The sequence below is a fragment of the Bariatricus sp. SGI.161 genome, from assembly GCF_050313695.1.
Taxonomy (GTDB): Bacteria; Bacillota; Clostridia; order Lachnospirales; family Lachnospiraceae; genus JAFBIX01.
Window position 1 is genome coordinate 1 of record NZ_JBNPLX010000015.1, and the last position, 15,991, is coordinate 15,991.

A 15,991-nucleotide genomic window follows, 5' to 3' on the forward strand; every position below is an offset into this window, starting at 1 on the left:
CAAAAAAGAAATGCCTGTCAAACAGACATTTCCGAAGTGGACCTGGCGGGAGTTGAACCCGCGTCCGAAAGCCCATCCACCAGAGCATCTCCCATCACAGTCATTATTCTGACATTCCCTCCGTCAGTCACCTAATGACAGGTTACTGACTTTAGTAGCTTCATAAGTTCTTCTATCTCCTCAAAGCTTTGGAAACGAAGTGCTCCGCCTTGTTGAAGCCGGTTACTTAAGCAGCGGATGACCTAAGACCGACTGCTGCCAATATTAGGCAGCGTACGCTAAATTTTCGTCTGCGTTTATATTTAATTGGAACTTTTATCGTAGTGTCCCGCTACGGATGGCTTCTCCAACTTCCAGACCCCCGTCGAAACCAGTACAAGCCCTGAATTCATGCTCTCTGGTCTGCAAACGAATCTTTTGTTAGATATATTTTATTATAGAAATCGAAACTATGTTTGTCAAGAGCATATAAATGCCATTTTTTTCTAATAAAAAATTTCAAAGCCAAAGAAATCCCAAGAAAATTCTTGTATTATCATCCTCTTTCGTGTAGAATATTTTAATATACTATGTATAACGAACACCAATTACGATGACGTGATGATAAATTGTAATAGGTGTTTTTTCATTTAAATCTCGGAGAAGCGGAGGAATGAGTATGGCTGAAAATGAATTGATGCACCTTGAAGACTTACACGAAACAGACATTTTAAAACAGAACATAGAAAAATTAGAACAGGAATTGATGAAAAATCACCGGATTGACCCCAACTTATATATTGAATATGATGTCAAACGTGGTCTGCGTGATTCCGCCGGAAAGGGTGTCTTAACAGGATTGACGGAAGTCTCTGATGTCTGTGCCTATAATCTCATCAATGGACGTCAGATTCCTGCTGAAGGTGCATTATACTATCAGGGAATTAATGTAAATGATATTGTAAACAGTCTGAAAGGTCGCAAATTTGGATTCGAAGAAACCATTTATCTTCTCTTGTTTGGAAGACTTCCCAGCAAAACAGAGCTCTCTATGTTTCTTGATGTTATGTTTGAATTACAGAATTTAAGCGGTCGATTTGTCCGTGATGTTGTCATGAAAGCTTCAAACGAGAATATCATGAACGCCATGCAGCGCTGTATTCTTACGCTCTATACATATGACTCTGATCCAGAAAGTATCACTCCTGGAAATGTACTTCGCCAGTCTCTGGAACTAATTGCCAAGCTTCCTCTGATTGCTGTTTATTCTTATCATTCATATCGACATTTCCGTAAGGACGAGACTTTACTGATCCGCAATCCACAGAAAGGGCTGTCTCTGGCCGAGAACATTCTGCTAATGTTACGTCCGGATAGTCAATATACCGAGCTGGAAGCCAAAGTATTGGATATCGCTTTGATTCTTCATGCCGAACACGGCGGTGGTAACAATTCTACTTTCACAACCCATGTTGTCACTTCCTCTGGTACAGACACTTATTCTTCGGTCGCTGCATCTATCGGTTCATTAAAAGGACCTCGTCATGGTGGAGCCAATCTAAAAGTCCAGAATATGTTTGCCGACATCAAAGCTCATATCAATGACTGGACCAACGAAGAAGAAGTAGCCATATATTTGCAAAAGATTCTTAATAAAGAAGCATTTGATCACTCTGGGCTAATCTATGGTATGGGGCATGCTGTTTATACACTCTCCGATCCTCGTGAAGTCATTTTGAAGAAATTCGCCAAAGCACTTGCCGAGGAAAAGGGATTAATGGAAGAATTTGCACTTTACGAACTGGTAGAACGCCTGGCCGGACAGCTAATCATGGAACACCGCAAACTGTTCAAAAATGTCTGCGCCAACGTAGACTTTTACAGCGGTTTTGTCTATACTATGCTAGGCATTCCACAGGAATTATTTACCCCAATCTTTGCAATTGCACGTATGCCCGGTTGGAGTGCTCATCGTTTAGAAGAATTAATCAACGCCGGCAAGATTATTCGTCCTGCTTATAAATATGTGGGAACACATGAAGATTTCACTCCGCTTGAAGAACGGAATTAAAGAATAGAATTATTATTCAACATAAGATATTACAACGAGAGCAGATTTTCTGCTCTCTTTTTTATTGAAATCTCAAATAAAATGATGTTGGGGATCAAACGCCCCACCTATGAGCAAGCTCATATGGGTTTAGATCTTTTGTCCTTGGTATCATAAATTTAAAAATTATAAAAAAGTTAGCACTCACCTATTGACACTGCTAACAATATGTGTTATATAATAACTATAACAAATAAAACAAAGCAAAATACCACCGGTGATTTCGTATAAAACCAAAACGGATATCTTTTCACCGGTCAGGCATATATTTAAGGAGGAATGACTTATGTTACTTACAAACAGAGGATTTAATTTAATTGATGACATGTTTAATGATCCATTTTTCACCACTTCATATGACCGTACTTCTACACAGATCATGAAGACAGATATTCATGAAAAAGACGGGAACTACATGATCGCAATGGAACTTCCAGGATATGCTAAAGAGGACATCAAAGCTGATTTAAAGGATGGTTACCTTACCATTACAGCTCATAAAAATGAGACAAAAGAAGAAAAAGATGCAAAAGGAAAATGCATCCACAAAGAACGCTACACCGGCACTTGCAACAGAAGCTTCTATGTAGGTGACGAGATCAGCCAAGAAGACATTAAAGCCGCATTCAAAGACGGGGTCCTTCATCTGACATTCCCGAAGGAAGTACAGAGACAGGAAGAACAGCCAAAATTGATTACCATTGAGTAATCTTTAATTATAAAGGGACCAGGTCCCACGTTGTCAGGGAATTATTCCCTTTCTTATATAGATGATCCTATCTTATAAATCTCATATATAAATGAAGCAGTTGTCAACCTGACAACTGCTTCATTTATATAAAATCATTTTAATATTTTAATCTTTCCTATCAAAGGTAATTCTTTTTTCTGTCCTTTACATGCAGCAACAATGCCCATAATCATCAGGATAAAGCATGCAAAACTTAAGATATCAAATGCCCACGAAAAGATGCTTTCTCCAAAGTTGATGACAGAATGCAATCCCCACACCCAATCTCCATCTAAAAGATCTATAATAGACGAAACAAGGAATAAAACCAGTCCTTGGTTTGCATGGAATCTTACATACTGCGAACGCTTATCTCCGGCTAACAATGGGATTAATACCAGGATTCCAAAATAGGAGAGTATACCCATCCCTTTATTTCCGCGTACTTCCTGCGGATCAAAATACTCTTCCGTATCATATGTATACTGTTGTTTTTGATCTGTCTGCTGACCATATGTATACTGTTGTTCCTGGCCCGTCTGCTGACCATATGTATACTGTTGTTCCTGGCTTGTCTGCCGAGGGATCTCTGCCCCACACTGCGGACAGAATCGGATGTCATCATCCACCTTCGCACCACATTTTACACAATATGCCATTCTAATTTTCCTCTCTTTCCTGTGAATTATTCATCTTCCAGTCCCAGTATCTCCGCCAGAACTTCAATAATAATCTCATTTGTACAGGATTTTACATAACCCAACATATGTAAAGATATCTCATCTTGTTTCTGCGCTTCTGTCAATGTATCATCATGCTTCGTCTGATCGATCAGCTGAATTAACTGTGGCGTTAATTCTTCATACATTTCTACCGTCGTCTGTGTCACCAGTTTTCTTAAATCTTCTTTTTTTATTGGTACCATGTTTCCCTCCTTGCTTTGCTATCCAAAGTTACGCACTTTAAAATCCCGCTGTGCTTCTCTTTGCTGGTCTTTTTTTGCAATGTCCTGGCGTTTATCATATAATTTCTTACCTTTGGCAAGACCAATCTCTATTTTCACTAAACTACCTTTAAAATACACCTTTAGCGGTACGATTGCTACCCCTTTTTCTTTTGTCTTTCCGAGCAATTTATTAATCTCTGACTTATGAAGAAGAAGTTTTCGGACACGCAATGGATCTTTATTAAATATATTTCCTTTTTCATAAGGACTGATGTGCATACCATAGATAAAGACTTCACCATCTTCAATTCGGATAAATGATTCCTTAATACTGCATTTCCCCATACGTAAGGACTTCACCTCTGTGCCGTGCAGAGAAATGCCGGCTTCATAAGTATCTAATATAAAATAATCATGATATGCCTTTTTGTTGTTAGCTATCATCTTACCATTCGTCTTCGCCATCTTCCATATCTCCTTCATCTGCTAATTCAAAATCTATCGTTCGGAGCAGTCTGTCCGTATCAATCACCCGAACGGTCACCTGCTGTCCTAATTTATATGCCTTATGCGTATGCACACCTGCCATTTCATGACGATCTTCGAAATATTCATAATGATCATCTGTCATATTCGCCACATGCACCAGACCTTCTACAGTATTCGGAAGTTCCACATACATTCCCCATTTTGTAATACTGGATATGACTCCTTCAAAGATCTCACCGATATGCTGTTGCATATATTCCACTTTCTTTAATTTAACCGTCTCTCTCTCCGCCTCATCTGCTCTTCTCTCCATCTCGCTGGAATGCTTTGTCACGTCAGGAAGGATCTGATGATAATGTTCCATCTTCTTCTCATTCATCCTTCCCCGCAGATTATCCTTAATGATTCTATGAATCTGCAGATCCGGATATCGGCGAATCGGAGAGGTAAAATGAGTATAATAATTAGCTGCCAGTCCAAAATGTCCGGTGTTCTCCGGTGTATATTTGGCCTGCTTCATAGAACGGAGTGCCAGACGGCTGATCAACGCCTCCTCTGGTGTATCTTCTACTTTTGCAAGCAACTTTTGAATTTCTTTCGGTCTGATTTCATTTACACCAACATGCATTGAATAGCCGAAATTATTAATAAATATTGCCAAAGCACGAATCTTCTCTTCATCCGGTGCTTCATGTGTACGATACACAAAAGGAAGTTCCTGCCAATAATAATCTTCGGCGACAGTCTCATTTGCAAGCAGCATGAAGTCTTCAATAATCTTTGTCGCCACATTGCGGTCATATGGCTTTATCTCAACTGGTCTTCCATTTTCATCTAATACCATCTTTGTCTCTGGGAAATCAAAGTCAATAGATCCTCTTTGTTTTCTGCGTTCCCGGAGAATTCCTGACAATTCCTTCATCAATTCAAACATGGGAATCAAAGTACGATACCGTTCGCATTCTTTTGCATCTCTGTCTACAAGAATCTTTTTGACACTTGTGTAAGTCATTCTTTCATCGACATGGATAACCGTCTCTGCAATCTCATGATCGATTACAAGCCCCTTCGGGTTCACTGTCATGATGCAGCTAAGCGCCAGACGATCTTCTCCAGCATTCAGCGAACAGATTCCATTCGAAAGCTTATGTGGAAGCATAGGAATGACACGATCCACAAGATATACGCTCGTTCCACGTTCCAAAGCCTCCCGGTCAATCGCACTATTTTCCTGTACATAATTCGACACATCTGCAATATGAACCCCCAGGATATAATTGTCACCATCACGTTCAATCGAGACAGCATCATCCAGATCTTTCGCATCTTCTCCGTCAATCGTCACCATCTGCCAGTCCCGGATATCCTTACGGCCATCCATATCAGCCTCGCTAACGTCCTTTGCCACACGCTCAGCCTGATTTAAAATTTTTTCTGAAAATTCTACCGGCAGATCATACCCTTTTACAATAGACATAATGTCTGTTCCCGGATCATTGACATGTCCTATAATCTCTATTACTTTTCCTTCAGGCTTGCGTCCTTGTTCACCATATGAAGTCAATTCCACTACTACTTTATGACCATCCACTGCACCTTTTGATTTTTCAACCGGGATGAAGATATCCTGCGCGAATCTCTGATTATCTGGTATCACAAATCCATAATTCTTGTTCGCCTTCATCTGATACAGTCCGACAATCTTTGTCAAGCCTCTGGATACAACCCTTACAATCTTACCCTCCCGGCTTCTTCCCTGTGGCTCCTTTGTAATTACGACTTCTACCTCATCGCCATCAAATGCACCATTTACATGTTCCTCATCAATATATATATCTGAATCCTCACCTTCAATTACAACAAATCCAAATCCTTTCAGGCTCGCGCGATAGATTCCAGTCAGACGTTTCGCCTCTCCTTTGCAATATTTGCCCTTCTTAGAAAGATAGATTTTTCCATCCTCCTCCAAAGATTCCAATACCTCCCGCAGGGCATCTCTCTGATCTTTGGAAACCTGCAGAAGCATTGCAAGTTCTTTGAACTTCATAGGCACATATAAATCATCACAAATCAAATCATAGATTACCTTTTTTCGCTTTTCAAATGTCTTGTCCATCTCTTACAAGTCCTCCATTTAAGAATATTTCCACAAGAAACGATGTCACTTTCATCAAATATACACAAAGAGACACTCCCATACAGGAGTGTCCCACCATTCTCATAAAAATATGCCTTATCTTATGCAAATACTTTTAAATTCAACACTGCTGCCAATACAACAAACAGGATCGCAAGGAACTTCGTAGACTTCACCAGCGCACCTTCCATAGAACGACCTTTGTTCTGACCCCAATAAGAATCTGCCATACCACTGATTGTTCCAAGCCCAGCTGATTTACCTTCCTGCATTAATACGATTGCCGTCAATGCGATACAGTCTATTGCAAATATAATCATTAATACCGTTTTTAAAATCTCCACTTTCTACACCTCCTGCGGATAAACCATACTTATTCTAGCATAAGGAAGACAAAATGGCAAGGAAAATTCAATTGGGGACGTAGTAAAATTAAATTTTACTACGTCCCCAATTGAAAAATGTGGTGTACCTTTTTGACACTAAAATGGATTTTCATACTCGGCGACATCGCCAAGCCGTTCTTCGATCCGCAATAATTGATTATATTTTTCTACTCGTTCGGATCTGCACGGAGCTCCTGTCTTAATCTGTCCTGCATTAAATGCTACTGCGATATCTGCGATCATTGGATCTGCTGTCTCGCCGGAGCGATGGGATATGATAGTCTTGTATCCGGCGTTTTTTGCCATTTCAATTGCGTCAAAAGCTTCTGTCAGAGTACCAATCTGGTTGACTTTTATGAGAATCGCATTGGCTACTTCTCGTTTAATTCCTTTTTTCAAGCGATGGGTATTGGTGACAAAGAGGTCATCACCGACTAACTGAAGGTCTAACCCGAGTCTTGTCGTCAGTAATTCCCACCCTTCCCAATCTTCTTCATCCAATGGATCTTCAATAGATACAATGGGAAATTCTTCTGCCAGGTCTGCGTAAAAATCGATAAGTTCTTCAACCGAACGAACAATCTTTTTGTTCTTCATCTTTCCTTCGCCTTCGAATACATATTTTTTAAAGCTTTTGTCATATAATTCTGAAGCAGCTACATCAAGTGCAATTACAACTTCTTCTCCTGGTCTATATCCGGATCTTTTGATTGCATCTGTAATAAAGTGCAACGCTTCTCTGGCATCTGGAAGATTCGGTGCAAATCCACCTTCGTCTCCGACTGCAGTGCTGTAGCCTTGTTCTTTCAACAACTTTTTTAATGTATGATAGATTTCTGCACACATTCGAAGGCCTTCCCGAAAACAGACTGCACCGGCGGGCATAATCATGAACTCCTGAATATCAATCGTGTTATCGGCATGTTTTCCTCCATTCATAATGTTCATCATCGGAACCGGCATCCGTTTGGCATTCGTCCCTCCAAGATACGCATATAATGGCTGACGCAGTGCAGATGCCGCTGCCCTTGCAACTGCCATGGACACTCCAAGCATAGCATTGGCCCCCAGATTCGACTTATTTTCCGTTCCGTCTAATTGAATAAGGATTGTATCGATAGCTGCCTGATCTAATACATTCATTCCTATAATTTCAGGAGCAATCCGTGCATTCACATGATCCACTGCACGTTCAACACCAAGTCCTCCGTATCTATCCTCACGATCTCTTAATTCTACAGCCTCAAACTGTCCGGTCGAAGCGCCAGAAGGAACACTGGCACATCCCCAATACTCATCTTCCGCAAGTACTTCTACTTCTATCGTAGGATTTCCACGAGAATCTAATATTTCTCTTGCGTATACATCCGTAATTGGCAAATATTTATACATGAGACATTTCCTCCTTTTTGGGAAATATTATTTGCCAATTCCGGATTTATAATGCGGGATTTCCTTCATATAATTAGTACAATTTTTTGTATATTTCTGCCATCTGCTGCCAAGACAGCTTTACATAACTCTGATTCAACAGACGCTGCTGACTTGCTTCAACACTCTTGGCAAAGCTTTCGATTTCATCCTCTGTCATGCCATATTCATGTAACTGCTTTCTGGAAATAATTTTATCCAGAAGTTTTTCTAATTCTGTATAGACCTGTCTTTCCTCACAATCCAAAAGCTTGCCCAAGAAATGATTCAGTCCCTGGATCTTTCCTTCTGGTTTCAGCTCCTGATACACTGCAAATACGGCTGTTAAGAACTGGTAATTTGCTTCGCCGTGTGTCACATGATATACACCACTTAATGGATAAGACATGGCATGTACTGCTCCGGTACCGGCATTTCCAAATGCAATTCCAGCCAGATTACTTGCTGTCAGGAATTCATCCAGAAGATTCCATCGATATTCCGGTCCATTTTCAACAATTTTACGAAATCCATCTATAATCATCTCCATGGCTTTCATACTGAACATTTCTGTATATAAGTTTGCTTTCGGAGACACATAAGATTCAATCGCATGAATAAATGCATCAATCGCACTGGTTGCAAAAAATGGATATGGCAATTCTCTTAAAAGTTCCGGTATCAGCACTGCATCATCTGCGTAAATCTCATCAACCGCCAAGCCCAGCTTCGTATGCAGGCTGGTTAATTCCGTAATCGATACATTGGACACTTCCGATCCTGCTCCACAGGTTGTTGGAACTGCAATCAATGGGCGAACTTTTTGAAGCGGTACTTTGCGCTGAAATATCTCTTCTGCTCTATAATTCCCACCTAAAACCAAGATCTTTGCCATATCTATGACTGCACCGCCGCCAATTGCAACAATTCGTGTACACTCAGTCCTTGCAAAATCTTGAAGAAGACCATCTATCATAACATCTGTCGGTTCTCCGGCTCCATATTTACTCTTATACTCCACATGTGCTTCAATCTTTAATGGAGCAAAATAAGTCTCATATATATGCCGACTTGCCAGAACAAAATCACCCTTTCCAATCTGATATTCCCTCACAAATTCTTCCGCATCTGCAAATTTTTGAATTTTTGATTTTTGTTGAAAAACTTTCAATCTTCTCTCCTCATTTCCTATTATGATTTCTAGGTATAATATAGCATTCTTTCATTGACTTTTCTATACCTGAGCGTTACAATCGGTGTGGTATCAAGGGTGATCCTTTAAAAAATAATATAATTGGGGAATGTATTATGAAATCACAACTGAAAAACTTTGTTTTATTAACTCTGAGTACACTGGTTATGGCAGTTGGCATCTATTTCTTTAAATTTGCCAACAACTTTACTTTTGGCGGTATTACAGGTCTCGCAGTCTTAGTCGCCAGATTATGCCCAATTTCTGCCGGTGATTTTTCTTTTATCGCCAACATGATTCTATTGCTGATTGGCTTTATTATCCTGGGGAAAAAGTTTGCAGCTAAAACAGCATATAGCAGTATTTTATTATCTGTAACTTTATCGGCATTAGAACGCATCTATCCTATGTCCCATCCATTAACTGATCAGCCAATCTTGGAACTTGCATTTGCAATCGCACTTCCTTCTATTGGCTCTGCAGTATTATTCAACATTGGTGCTTCCAGCGGTGGAACGGATATTGTTGCTATGATTATGAAGAAATACACCAGCATGGATATCGGAAAAGCATTGCTTGCTACTGATTTTATCGTTACATTAGCTGGATGTTTTGTCTTCGATATAGAGACAGGATTATATTCTTTCCTGGGATTGGCACTTCGTTCTTTTATGATTGATGGTTTTATCGAAAGTCTGAATCTTTCCAAGTATTTTAACGTTGTCTGTTCCAATCCGAAACCAATCTGTGATTTTATCAGAGATGATCTTAACCGAAGTGCAACTATTGTATTGGCTCAAGGTGCATTTTCCGGCGAAGATAAATACATTTTGCTCACGGCATTAAACCGGATGGAAGCTATAAAACTTCGTAATTTTATCAAGGAGAATTCTCCAGATGCATTTTTATTGATATCAAATACCAGTGAGATCATAGGAAAAGGGTTCCACTCAATCTAGAGTGGAACCCTTTGTATTCAGAAAACTTTATTCAACAATCAGGCCTTCTGCTTTAATCACTTCAATCACCTGGTCTACATATTTCTCACATAACTCATCTGTAGCCGCCTCAACCATAACACGAATCACAGGCTCTGTACCACTTTCTCTTACCAGAATACGTCCATCGTCACCTAAAGCTTCTGACACTGCGTTGACAGCATCAATCACTGCAGGATTCTCTCTGGCAGTCTTCTTATCAGCCACACGGACATTTTTCAATAACTGAGGATATATCTTAACTTCTTCTGCAAGTTTTGCCAGGCTTTGCTTTTTCTCCAGCATTACTTCCATGAGCATAAGAGATGTCAGGATTCCATCTCCTGTTGTCGCATGCTTACTAAAGATAATATGTCCAGACTGTTCTCCACCAAGTGAGAAATTATTACGAACCATATTTTCATATACATATTTATCGCCGACAGCCGTTTTTTCATATTTTAATCCAACTTTATCACAAGCTTTATATAAGCCCAGATTAGACATGATCGTAGTCACAATCGTATCGCCGTTCAGACGCCCATTTTCTTTCATATATTTTCCACAAATATACAGGATCAGGTCTCCGTCAATGACATTTCCATTTTCATCGACCGCGATACATCTGTCCGCATCTCCGTCATACGCAAATCCAACATCCAGATGATTGTCTTTCACATGCTGCTGCAATACTTCAATATGCGTAGAACCACAATTGGTATTAATGTTCGTTCCATCCGGTTCACAGTTAATCACATATGTCTTAGCCCCCAATGCATCATAGACACTCTTTGCAATGGCAAATGCGCTTCCGTTAGAACAATCCAGACCAACCTTCATATCCTCAAAAGAACGTGTTGCCAGAGATATCAGATATCCGATATAACGATTTCTTCCGGCTGCATAATCAACGGTACGGCCAATATCTTCCTTCTTAGCCAACGGAAGTTCCCCTATCTCACCGTCAATGTATGCCTCAATCTTCTCTTCCACTTCAGCTTCCAGCTTGTGTCCCTTTCCATTAATAACCTTAATTCCATTATCATAAAACGGATTATGACTTGCAGAAATCATAATACCACAGTCAAAATTATCAGTCCTCGTCACGTATGATACACTTGGTGTTGTAGTTACATGCAATAAATATGCATTAGCACCAGACGCTGTGATACCTGCAACAAGCGCATACTCAAACATATAACTGCTTCTTCTTGTATCCTTACCAATCACTACCTTTGCTTTATGATCCTGACCATAATACCATCCAAGAAATCTTCCCACCTTAAATGCATGTTCAACCGTCAAGACCTCATTTGCTTCCCCACGGAACCCATCCGTTCCAAAATATTTACCCATAATAAATCTTCTCCTTTATGAATTTTGGCTTATTTACCATTTTTTTTGCACAATCATCACATATATCTTTATTATTATATAGTTTTTTGATATAAGATACAACCACATTTTTAAAATAGGGACGTAGTAAAATTGCATTTTACTACGTCCCTATTTTAAAAATGTGGTGTACCTATTTGATCACTTTTTCTCCATCTTCCACAATATCAAGTAACGAATGTGTCATAAGAAATTCATAGAATTTCAAAGCATCATCCGCTGATATCTGATTTCCAGAGTATAGTATCCAGCTTTTAATTCCATTCATCAATGTGATTGCCTGAAATTTTGCAAATATTTCTTCATTTATAATCTGGGAACGGTCTTCGATTTTTACCGGATGCTCTGCCAACATTCTTTTTGCCAGATCATAAATCTGATTATATAACATCTCTTCAAAAGAGTTCTGTCCACTTATAGTAAACACTTTTTCATAATACTCTTTGTCTATCTCAAATTTTCGAAAAAGCATTTTCAGAGCTTCTTTGTCCATATCCATATTAACGAGCTCCGTCACACTTTTGAATACATCTTCCCAGAGAAGCCATTCCATTACTTCATATTTATCCTGAAAATAATTATAAAATGTTGGCCTGATAACGCCGGCTTCATCGGTGATCATCTTAATCGTTATCTTTTCAAAAGACTTTTCGATAACTAATTTTTTAAATTTTTCACCAAGCAAAGCTTTTGTCATCTCGCTCTTACGTTCCATTTTATCACCTTAATTTTTATTATTGGATATTGTAGCACATTACATCTCTTGGAAGCAAGTGAACTTCTCTGGAGAAGATTTGATGTTTTTACTTATTTCCAGATTTATAATTCTGGTATCCTTCTCTATGATATGGATGTTCTTCCCATATTCTGTCTGCAGATTCTTTCCAGTTCTGTGCATATTCCAGACATTTTCCACAAAGGTGTTCTGCAGATTCCGGTGATTGTAGATCTGTTGATTTTGCCCCTGTTTCTTTTACCATCCTTTGCAATATCTCCGGATTCTCAAGCATTGGACACGGTCTCAGATGATTGTTATTAAATGGCTGGTTATCTCGGTATGCCATGAACAATGGCTGTTTTAAAGCATCCAATAAAGATACCTTTCTGATATTAGCCCCTGAGTAATGGATAAAAACACACGGTTCTACGTCACCATTCGGATTGATGTGGCAATAATTTCTTCCACCGGCAATACATCCTCCAACAAATTCTCCATCGTTCTGGAAATCCATAGCATATATTGGTTTTCCACCCTCCATCGAACGGATTTCCCGAACTCTATGGTACATGTATTCTCGCTGTTCTTTTGTAGGAAGTAACTCAACTGCTGCTTCATTTCCTACCGGCATATAATGAAAATACCAGGTAAAACGACAACCCTTTTCAATAATCAAATCTAAAAATTCGTCGGAAGTTACGGTTTCTATATTTTTGCTTGTATAGCAGATAGATGTTCCGAAGATCTGTCCATGCTTTTTCAACAAATCCATCGCATGCATAACTTTATCATATACTCCTGCGCCACGTCTCAGATCATTCACTTCTTCAAATCCTTCCAGACTGATGGATAAAGACAGGTTTCCAACTCTCTTCATCTCTTCGCAAAACGCATCATCTACCAGTGTCGCATTGGTAAATGCATGAAATGCGCAATCGTTATGTTTCTCACACAGCTTTATAATGTCATTTTTTCTGATCAAAGGTTCCCCACCTGTATACATATAGAAATAGATTCCTAATTCTTTCCCCTGTGTAATAACACTATCAAGCTCGTCGTATGTAAGATTTAACTTATTCCCATATTCTGCCGCCCAGCAGCCAGTACAGTGAAGATTGCAGGCGCTGGTTGGATCCATTAAGATCAACCATGGGATATTGCAATCATATTTCTTTCTCATCTCACGAATCGTTTTCGTCCCATGAAATGCTGCTTCATACCCCAGATTCAGTGCAGTCTGCCGAATTACATGAGGATCAAGTTCATCCAAGGCCCGATCAACATACTTCATCCACTTATTCTCTGGATTGCGAATCAATCGGCGAGCTGCCTCATAACTCTCCATCGAAAAATTATCTCCCATATACCGTTCTGTCAGATCTACAATCTGCAACAACCCTTTTTCTCTGTCTTTGTTAACATGCTTTAAAGCCAGATCAATAGCAGCTCCATAAGCACTTCTTGCAGCTTTGTGTGTTAATGTACCCATAATAAATAAATTCCTCCTCTATTCTTCCATCAAAATGATATAAAACATCAAATCAAACATAATAATGCAGCAATACATCTACACTAGAAATTAATAACAAAGCACCTCCGATCCAGTAAGCATGACGATTATGCTTTAATCCCAACCGATAACCAACAATAATTCCGAATATTACTTCTAATACAGTTACCGGAAATAATGTAAGTGCCTGACAAATCATCTCTGTATCCAAAAATCCCAATCCAACTCCTGCAAAAAAAGCATCTATACTGGTAAGTGCTGACATAATCGTTGTTGTCTTCCAGTCAATAGTATCCTGACGCCTTTCCAGTACATTCTCCCGTTTTATGCCCTTACAGATCATGTATATGCCGAGTCCTGCAAAGATCAGAACCGTAAGTCCCTCCCAACTGTCAGCCATATCTTGCGCATGCGCCCACGAGAACATCGGAAGCAATGTAATCAGATTGCCAATCAATAACGTTCCAAGCTGCATCCCTCCAAATAAAAAACATAACCCCACCATATTTTTTATTTGAATCTTGGAAAATCCCTCACCGATATAGGCAACTGCCACAAATGCATCAATAGACAGTCCCACTGAGACCAACAAAATCTCTACAACGGACATTCGCATCACCTTCCTTTAGATGATATTTTATCGGGAAATGTCGAAAAATTGAATCTACAAAGAATTGAGAACGTTTTAAGAATGCTACAATTTTGAAGATTTGTAGCGAAAACATATCAAAAAGGTACACCCCTCTTTTCATTTGGGTACACCGTAAAATGAAAATGGGGACGTAGTATTTTGCAAAAATACTACGTCCCCATTTTTATTTTTTTAATGATGGAACAGACGAAGTCCGGTAAATGACATCACCATTCCATATTTATTACATGTATCAATAACATTATCGTCCCTCACAGAGCCGCCTGGCTGTGCAATATATTTCACACCACTTTTATGCGCACGCTCAATGTTATCCCCAAATGGGAAGAACGCATCAGATCCAAGAGAAACGTCTGTCATCTTATCTAACCATTCTCTCTTGGCTTCTCTTGTAAATACTTCTGGTTTCTCTTTGAAGATATTCGGCCATGCATCATCTGCAAGTACATCCATATAATCTTCTCCGATATACAGATCAATAGCGTTATCTCTGTCAGCACGTCTGATAGAATCAACAAATGGAAGATTCATAACCTGTGGAGACTGTCTTAACCACCAGTTATCTGCTTTCTGGCCTGCCAGACGAGTACAATGAATTCTGGATTGCTGTCCTGCTCCGATACCGATTGCCTGTCCATCTTTTACATAACATACAGAATTAGACTGTGTATATTTCAATGTAATCATAGAAATCGCCAGATCAATCTTAGCCTGCTCAGTCAGCTCTTTATTCTCTGTTACGATATTTGCGAAAAATGCATCATCAATCTTCAGTTCATTTCTTCCCTGCTGAAATGTAATTCCAAATACATCTTTGTGTTCCAACGGTTCCGGTTCATAATCTGGATCGATCTGAATCACATTGTAATTTCCATTCTTTTTCTGCTTCAGGATCTCCAATGCTTCCGGTTCATAACCAGGCGCGATCACACCATCAGACACTTCTCTTTTAATCAGTCTTGCAGTATCTACATCACAGACATCTGACAGAGAAATAAAATCGCCAAATGAAGACATACGGTCTGCACCTCTTGCCCTTGCATATGCAGATGCCAGAGGAGATAATTCTCCGAGATCATCTACCCAGTAAATTTTTGCCAATGTATCTGAAAGAGGAAGTCCAACCGCCGCCCCTGCTGGTGATACGTGCTTAAAAGACGTTGCTGCCGGAAGTCCAGTCGCTTTTTTCAATTCACTGACCAATTGCCAGCCGTTGAATGCATCTAAAAAATTAATATAACCCGGGCGCCCGTTCAACACCTGAATTGGAAGGTCACTTCCATCTGCCATATAAATCTTTGACGGCTTCTGATTCGGATTACAGCCATACTTTAACTCTAATTCTTTCATGTTATCCTCC

The 15,991-nt window shown here is 39.5% G+C and carries 15 protein-coding genes and 1 other RNA gene; 3 read left to right on the plus strand and 13 right to left on the minus strand.

Annotated features, from left to right (window positions below; all coding sequences use genetic code 11):
* Positions 1-34 precede the first annotated feature (34 nt).
* Positions 35-383: a transfer-messenger RNA gene (gene ssrA, locus ACQRBH_RS09985) on the minus strand.
* Positions 384-658: 275 nt separating this feature from the next.
* Here ssrA and ACQRBH_RS09990 point away from each other — a divergent pair.
* Complete coding sequence (locus tag ACQRBH_RS09990; RefSeq protein WP_427744317.1) at positions 659-2,050, plus strand: citrate/2-methylcitrate synthase; 1,392 nt, start codon at positions 659-661, stop codon at positions 2,048-2,050.
* Between the two features lie 325 nt (positions 2,051-2,375).
* Positions 2,376-2,798 carry an Hsp20/alpha crystallin family protein gene (locus tag ACQRBH_RS09995; RefSeq protein WP_235233382.1) on the plus strand — a complete coding sequence of 141 codons (423 nt, stop codon included), beginning with the start codon at positions 2,376-2,378 and terminating at the stop codon, positions 2,796-2,798.
* Positions 2,799-2,932: 134 nt separating this feature from the next.
* Here ACQRBH_RS09995 and ACQRBH_RS10000 read toward each other — a convergent pair whose 3' ends face one another.
* The 7 genes from ACQRBH_RS10000 to ACQRBH_RS10030 all read right to left on the minus strand — a co-directional run bounded on the left by ACQRBH_RS10000 (position 2,933) and on the right by ACQRBH_RS10030 (position 9,358).
* Positions 2,933-3,478 carry a DUF4870 domain-containing protein gene (locus ACQRBH_RS10000; protein ID WP_235233381.1) on the minus strand — a complete coding sequence of 182 codons (546 nt, stop codon included), beginning with the start codon at positions 3,476-3,478 and terminating at the stop codon, positions 2,933-2,935.
* Positions 3,479-3,504: 26 nt separating this feature from the next.
* On the minus strand, positions 3,505-3,744 hold the full coding sequence (locus ACQRBH_RS10005) for a hypothetical protein (RefSeq protein ID WP_235233380.1): 240 nt from the start codon (positions 3,742-3,744) through the stop codon (positions 3,505-3,507).
* An 18-nt stretch (positions 3,745-3,762) separates the two neighbouring features.
* Positions 3,763-4,230 (minus strand): SsrA-binding protein SmpB, encoded by a 468-nt coding sequence (gene smpB, locus ACQRBH_RS10010; RefSeq protein WP_235233378.1) that lies wholly within the window; start codon positions 4,228-4,230, stop codon positions 3,763-3,765.
* Entirely contained in the window at positions 4,211-6,370 is a 2,160-nt protein-coding gene (gene rnr, locus ACQRBH_RS10015; protein WP_427744319.1) for a ribonuclease R, read from the minus strand. The genes smpB and rnr overlap by 20 nt, the downstream gene beginning before the upstream one ends.
* Positions 6,371-6,492: 122 nt before the next feature.
* Positions 6,493-6,735: a preprotein translocase subunit SecG gene (secG, locus tag ACQRBH_RS10020; RefSeq protein WP_235233375.1), complete on the minus strand. Its 243-nt coding sequence runs from the start codon at positions 6,733-6,735 to the stop codon at positions 6,493-6,495.
* A gap of 138 nt (positions 6,736-6,873) precedes the next feature.
* Positions 6,874-8,169 carry a phosphopyruvate hydratase gene (eno, locus tag ACQRBH_RS10025; RefSeq protein WP_347376067.1) on the minus strand — a complete coding sequence of 432 codons (1,296 nt, stop codon included), beginning with the start codon at positions 8,167-8,169 and terminating at the stop codon, positions 6,874-6,876.
* 73 nt (positions 8,170-8,242) lie between these two features.
* A complete protein-coding gene (locus ACQRBH_RS10030) occupies positions 8,243-9,358 on the minus strand; it encodes a 4-hydroxybutyrate dehydrogenase (protein ID WP_235233371.1) in 1,116 nt (371 codons plus the stop codon).
* Between the two features lie 137 nt (positions 9,359-9,495).
* Here ACQRBH_RS10030 and ACQRBH_RS10035 point away from each other — a divergent pair, with 137 nt between their 5' ends.
* The gene (locus ACQRBH_RS10035; RefSeq protein WP_235233370.1) at positions 9,496-10,338 is read left to right on the plus strand and encodes a YitT family protein; all 843 of its coding nucleotides are present in this window, start codon (positions 9,496-9,498) and stop codon (positions 10,336-10,338) included.
* 27 nt (positions 10,339-10,365) lie between these two features.
* Here ACQRBH_RS10035 and glmM read toward each other — a convergent pair whose 3' ends face one another.
* The 5 genes from glmM to ACQRBH_RS10060 all read right to left on the minus strand — a co-directional run bounded on the left by glmM (position 10,366) and on the right by ACQRBH_RS10060 (position 15,981).
* A complete protein-coding gene (gene glmM, locus ACQRBH_RS10040) occupies positions 10,366-11,712 on the minus strand; it encodes a phosphoglucosamine mutase (protein ID WP_427744321.1) in 1,347 nt (448 codons plus the stop codon).
* Between the two features lie 172 nt (positions 11,713-11,884).
* The gene (locus ACQRBH_RS10045; RefSeq protein WP_427744322.1) at positions 11,885-12,466 is read right to left on the minus strand and encodes a TetR family transcriptional regulator; all 582 of its coding nucleotides are present in this window, start codon (positions 12,464-12,466) and stop codon (positions 11,885-11,887) included.
* An 88-nt stretch (positions 12,467-12,554) separates the two neighbouring features.
* A complete protein-coding gene (locus ACQRBH_RS10050; protein WP_427744323.1) occupies positions 12,555-13,958 on the minus strand; it encodes a radical SAM protein in 1,404 nt (467 codons plus the stop codon).
* A 52-nt stretch (positions 13,959-14,010) separates the two neighbouring features.
* Positions 14,011-14,589 carry a manganese efflux pump MntP family protein gene (locus tag ACQRBH_RS10055; protein ID WP_427761525.1) on the minus strand — a complete coding sequence of 193 codons (579 nt, stop codon included), beginning with the start codon at positions 14,587-14,589 and terminating at the stop codon, positions 14,011-14,013.
* Between the two features lie 213 nt (positions 14,590-14,802).
* Positions 14,803-15,981 carry a phosphoribosylaminoimidazolecarboxamide formyltransferase gene (locus ACQRBH_RS10060; protein ID WP_427744326.1) on the minus strand — a complete coding sequence of 393 codons (1,179 nt, stop codon included), beginning with the start codon at positions 15,979-15,981 and terminating at the stop codon, positions 14,803-14,805.
* Positions 15,982-15,991 lie beyond the last annotated feature (10 nt).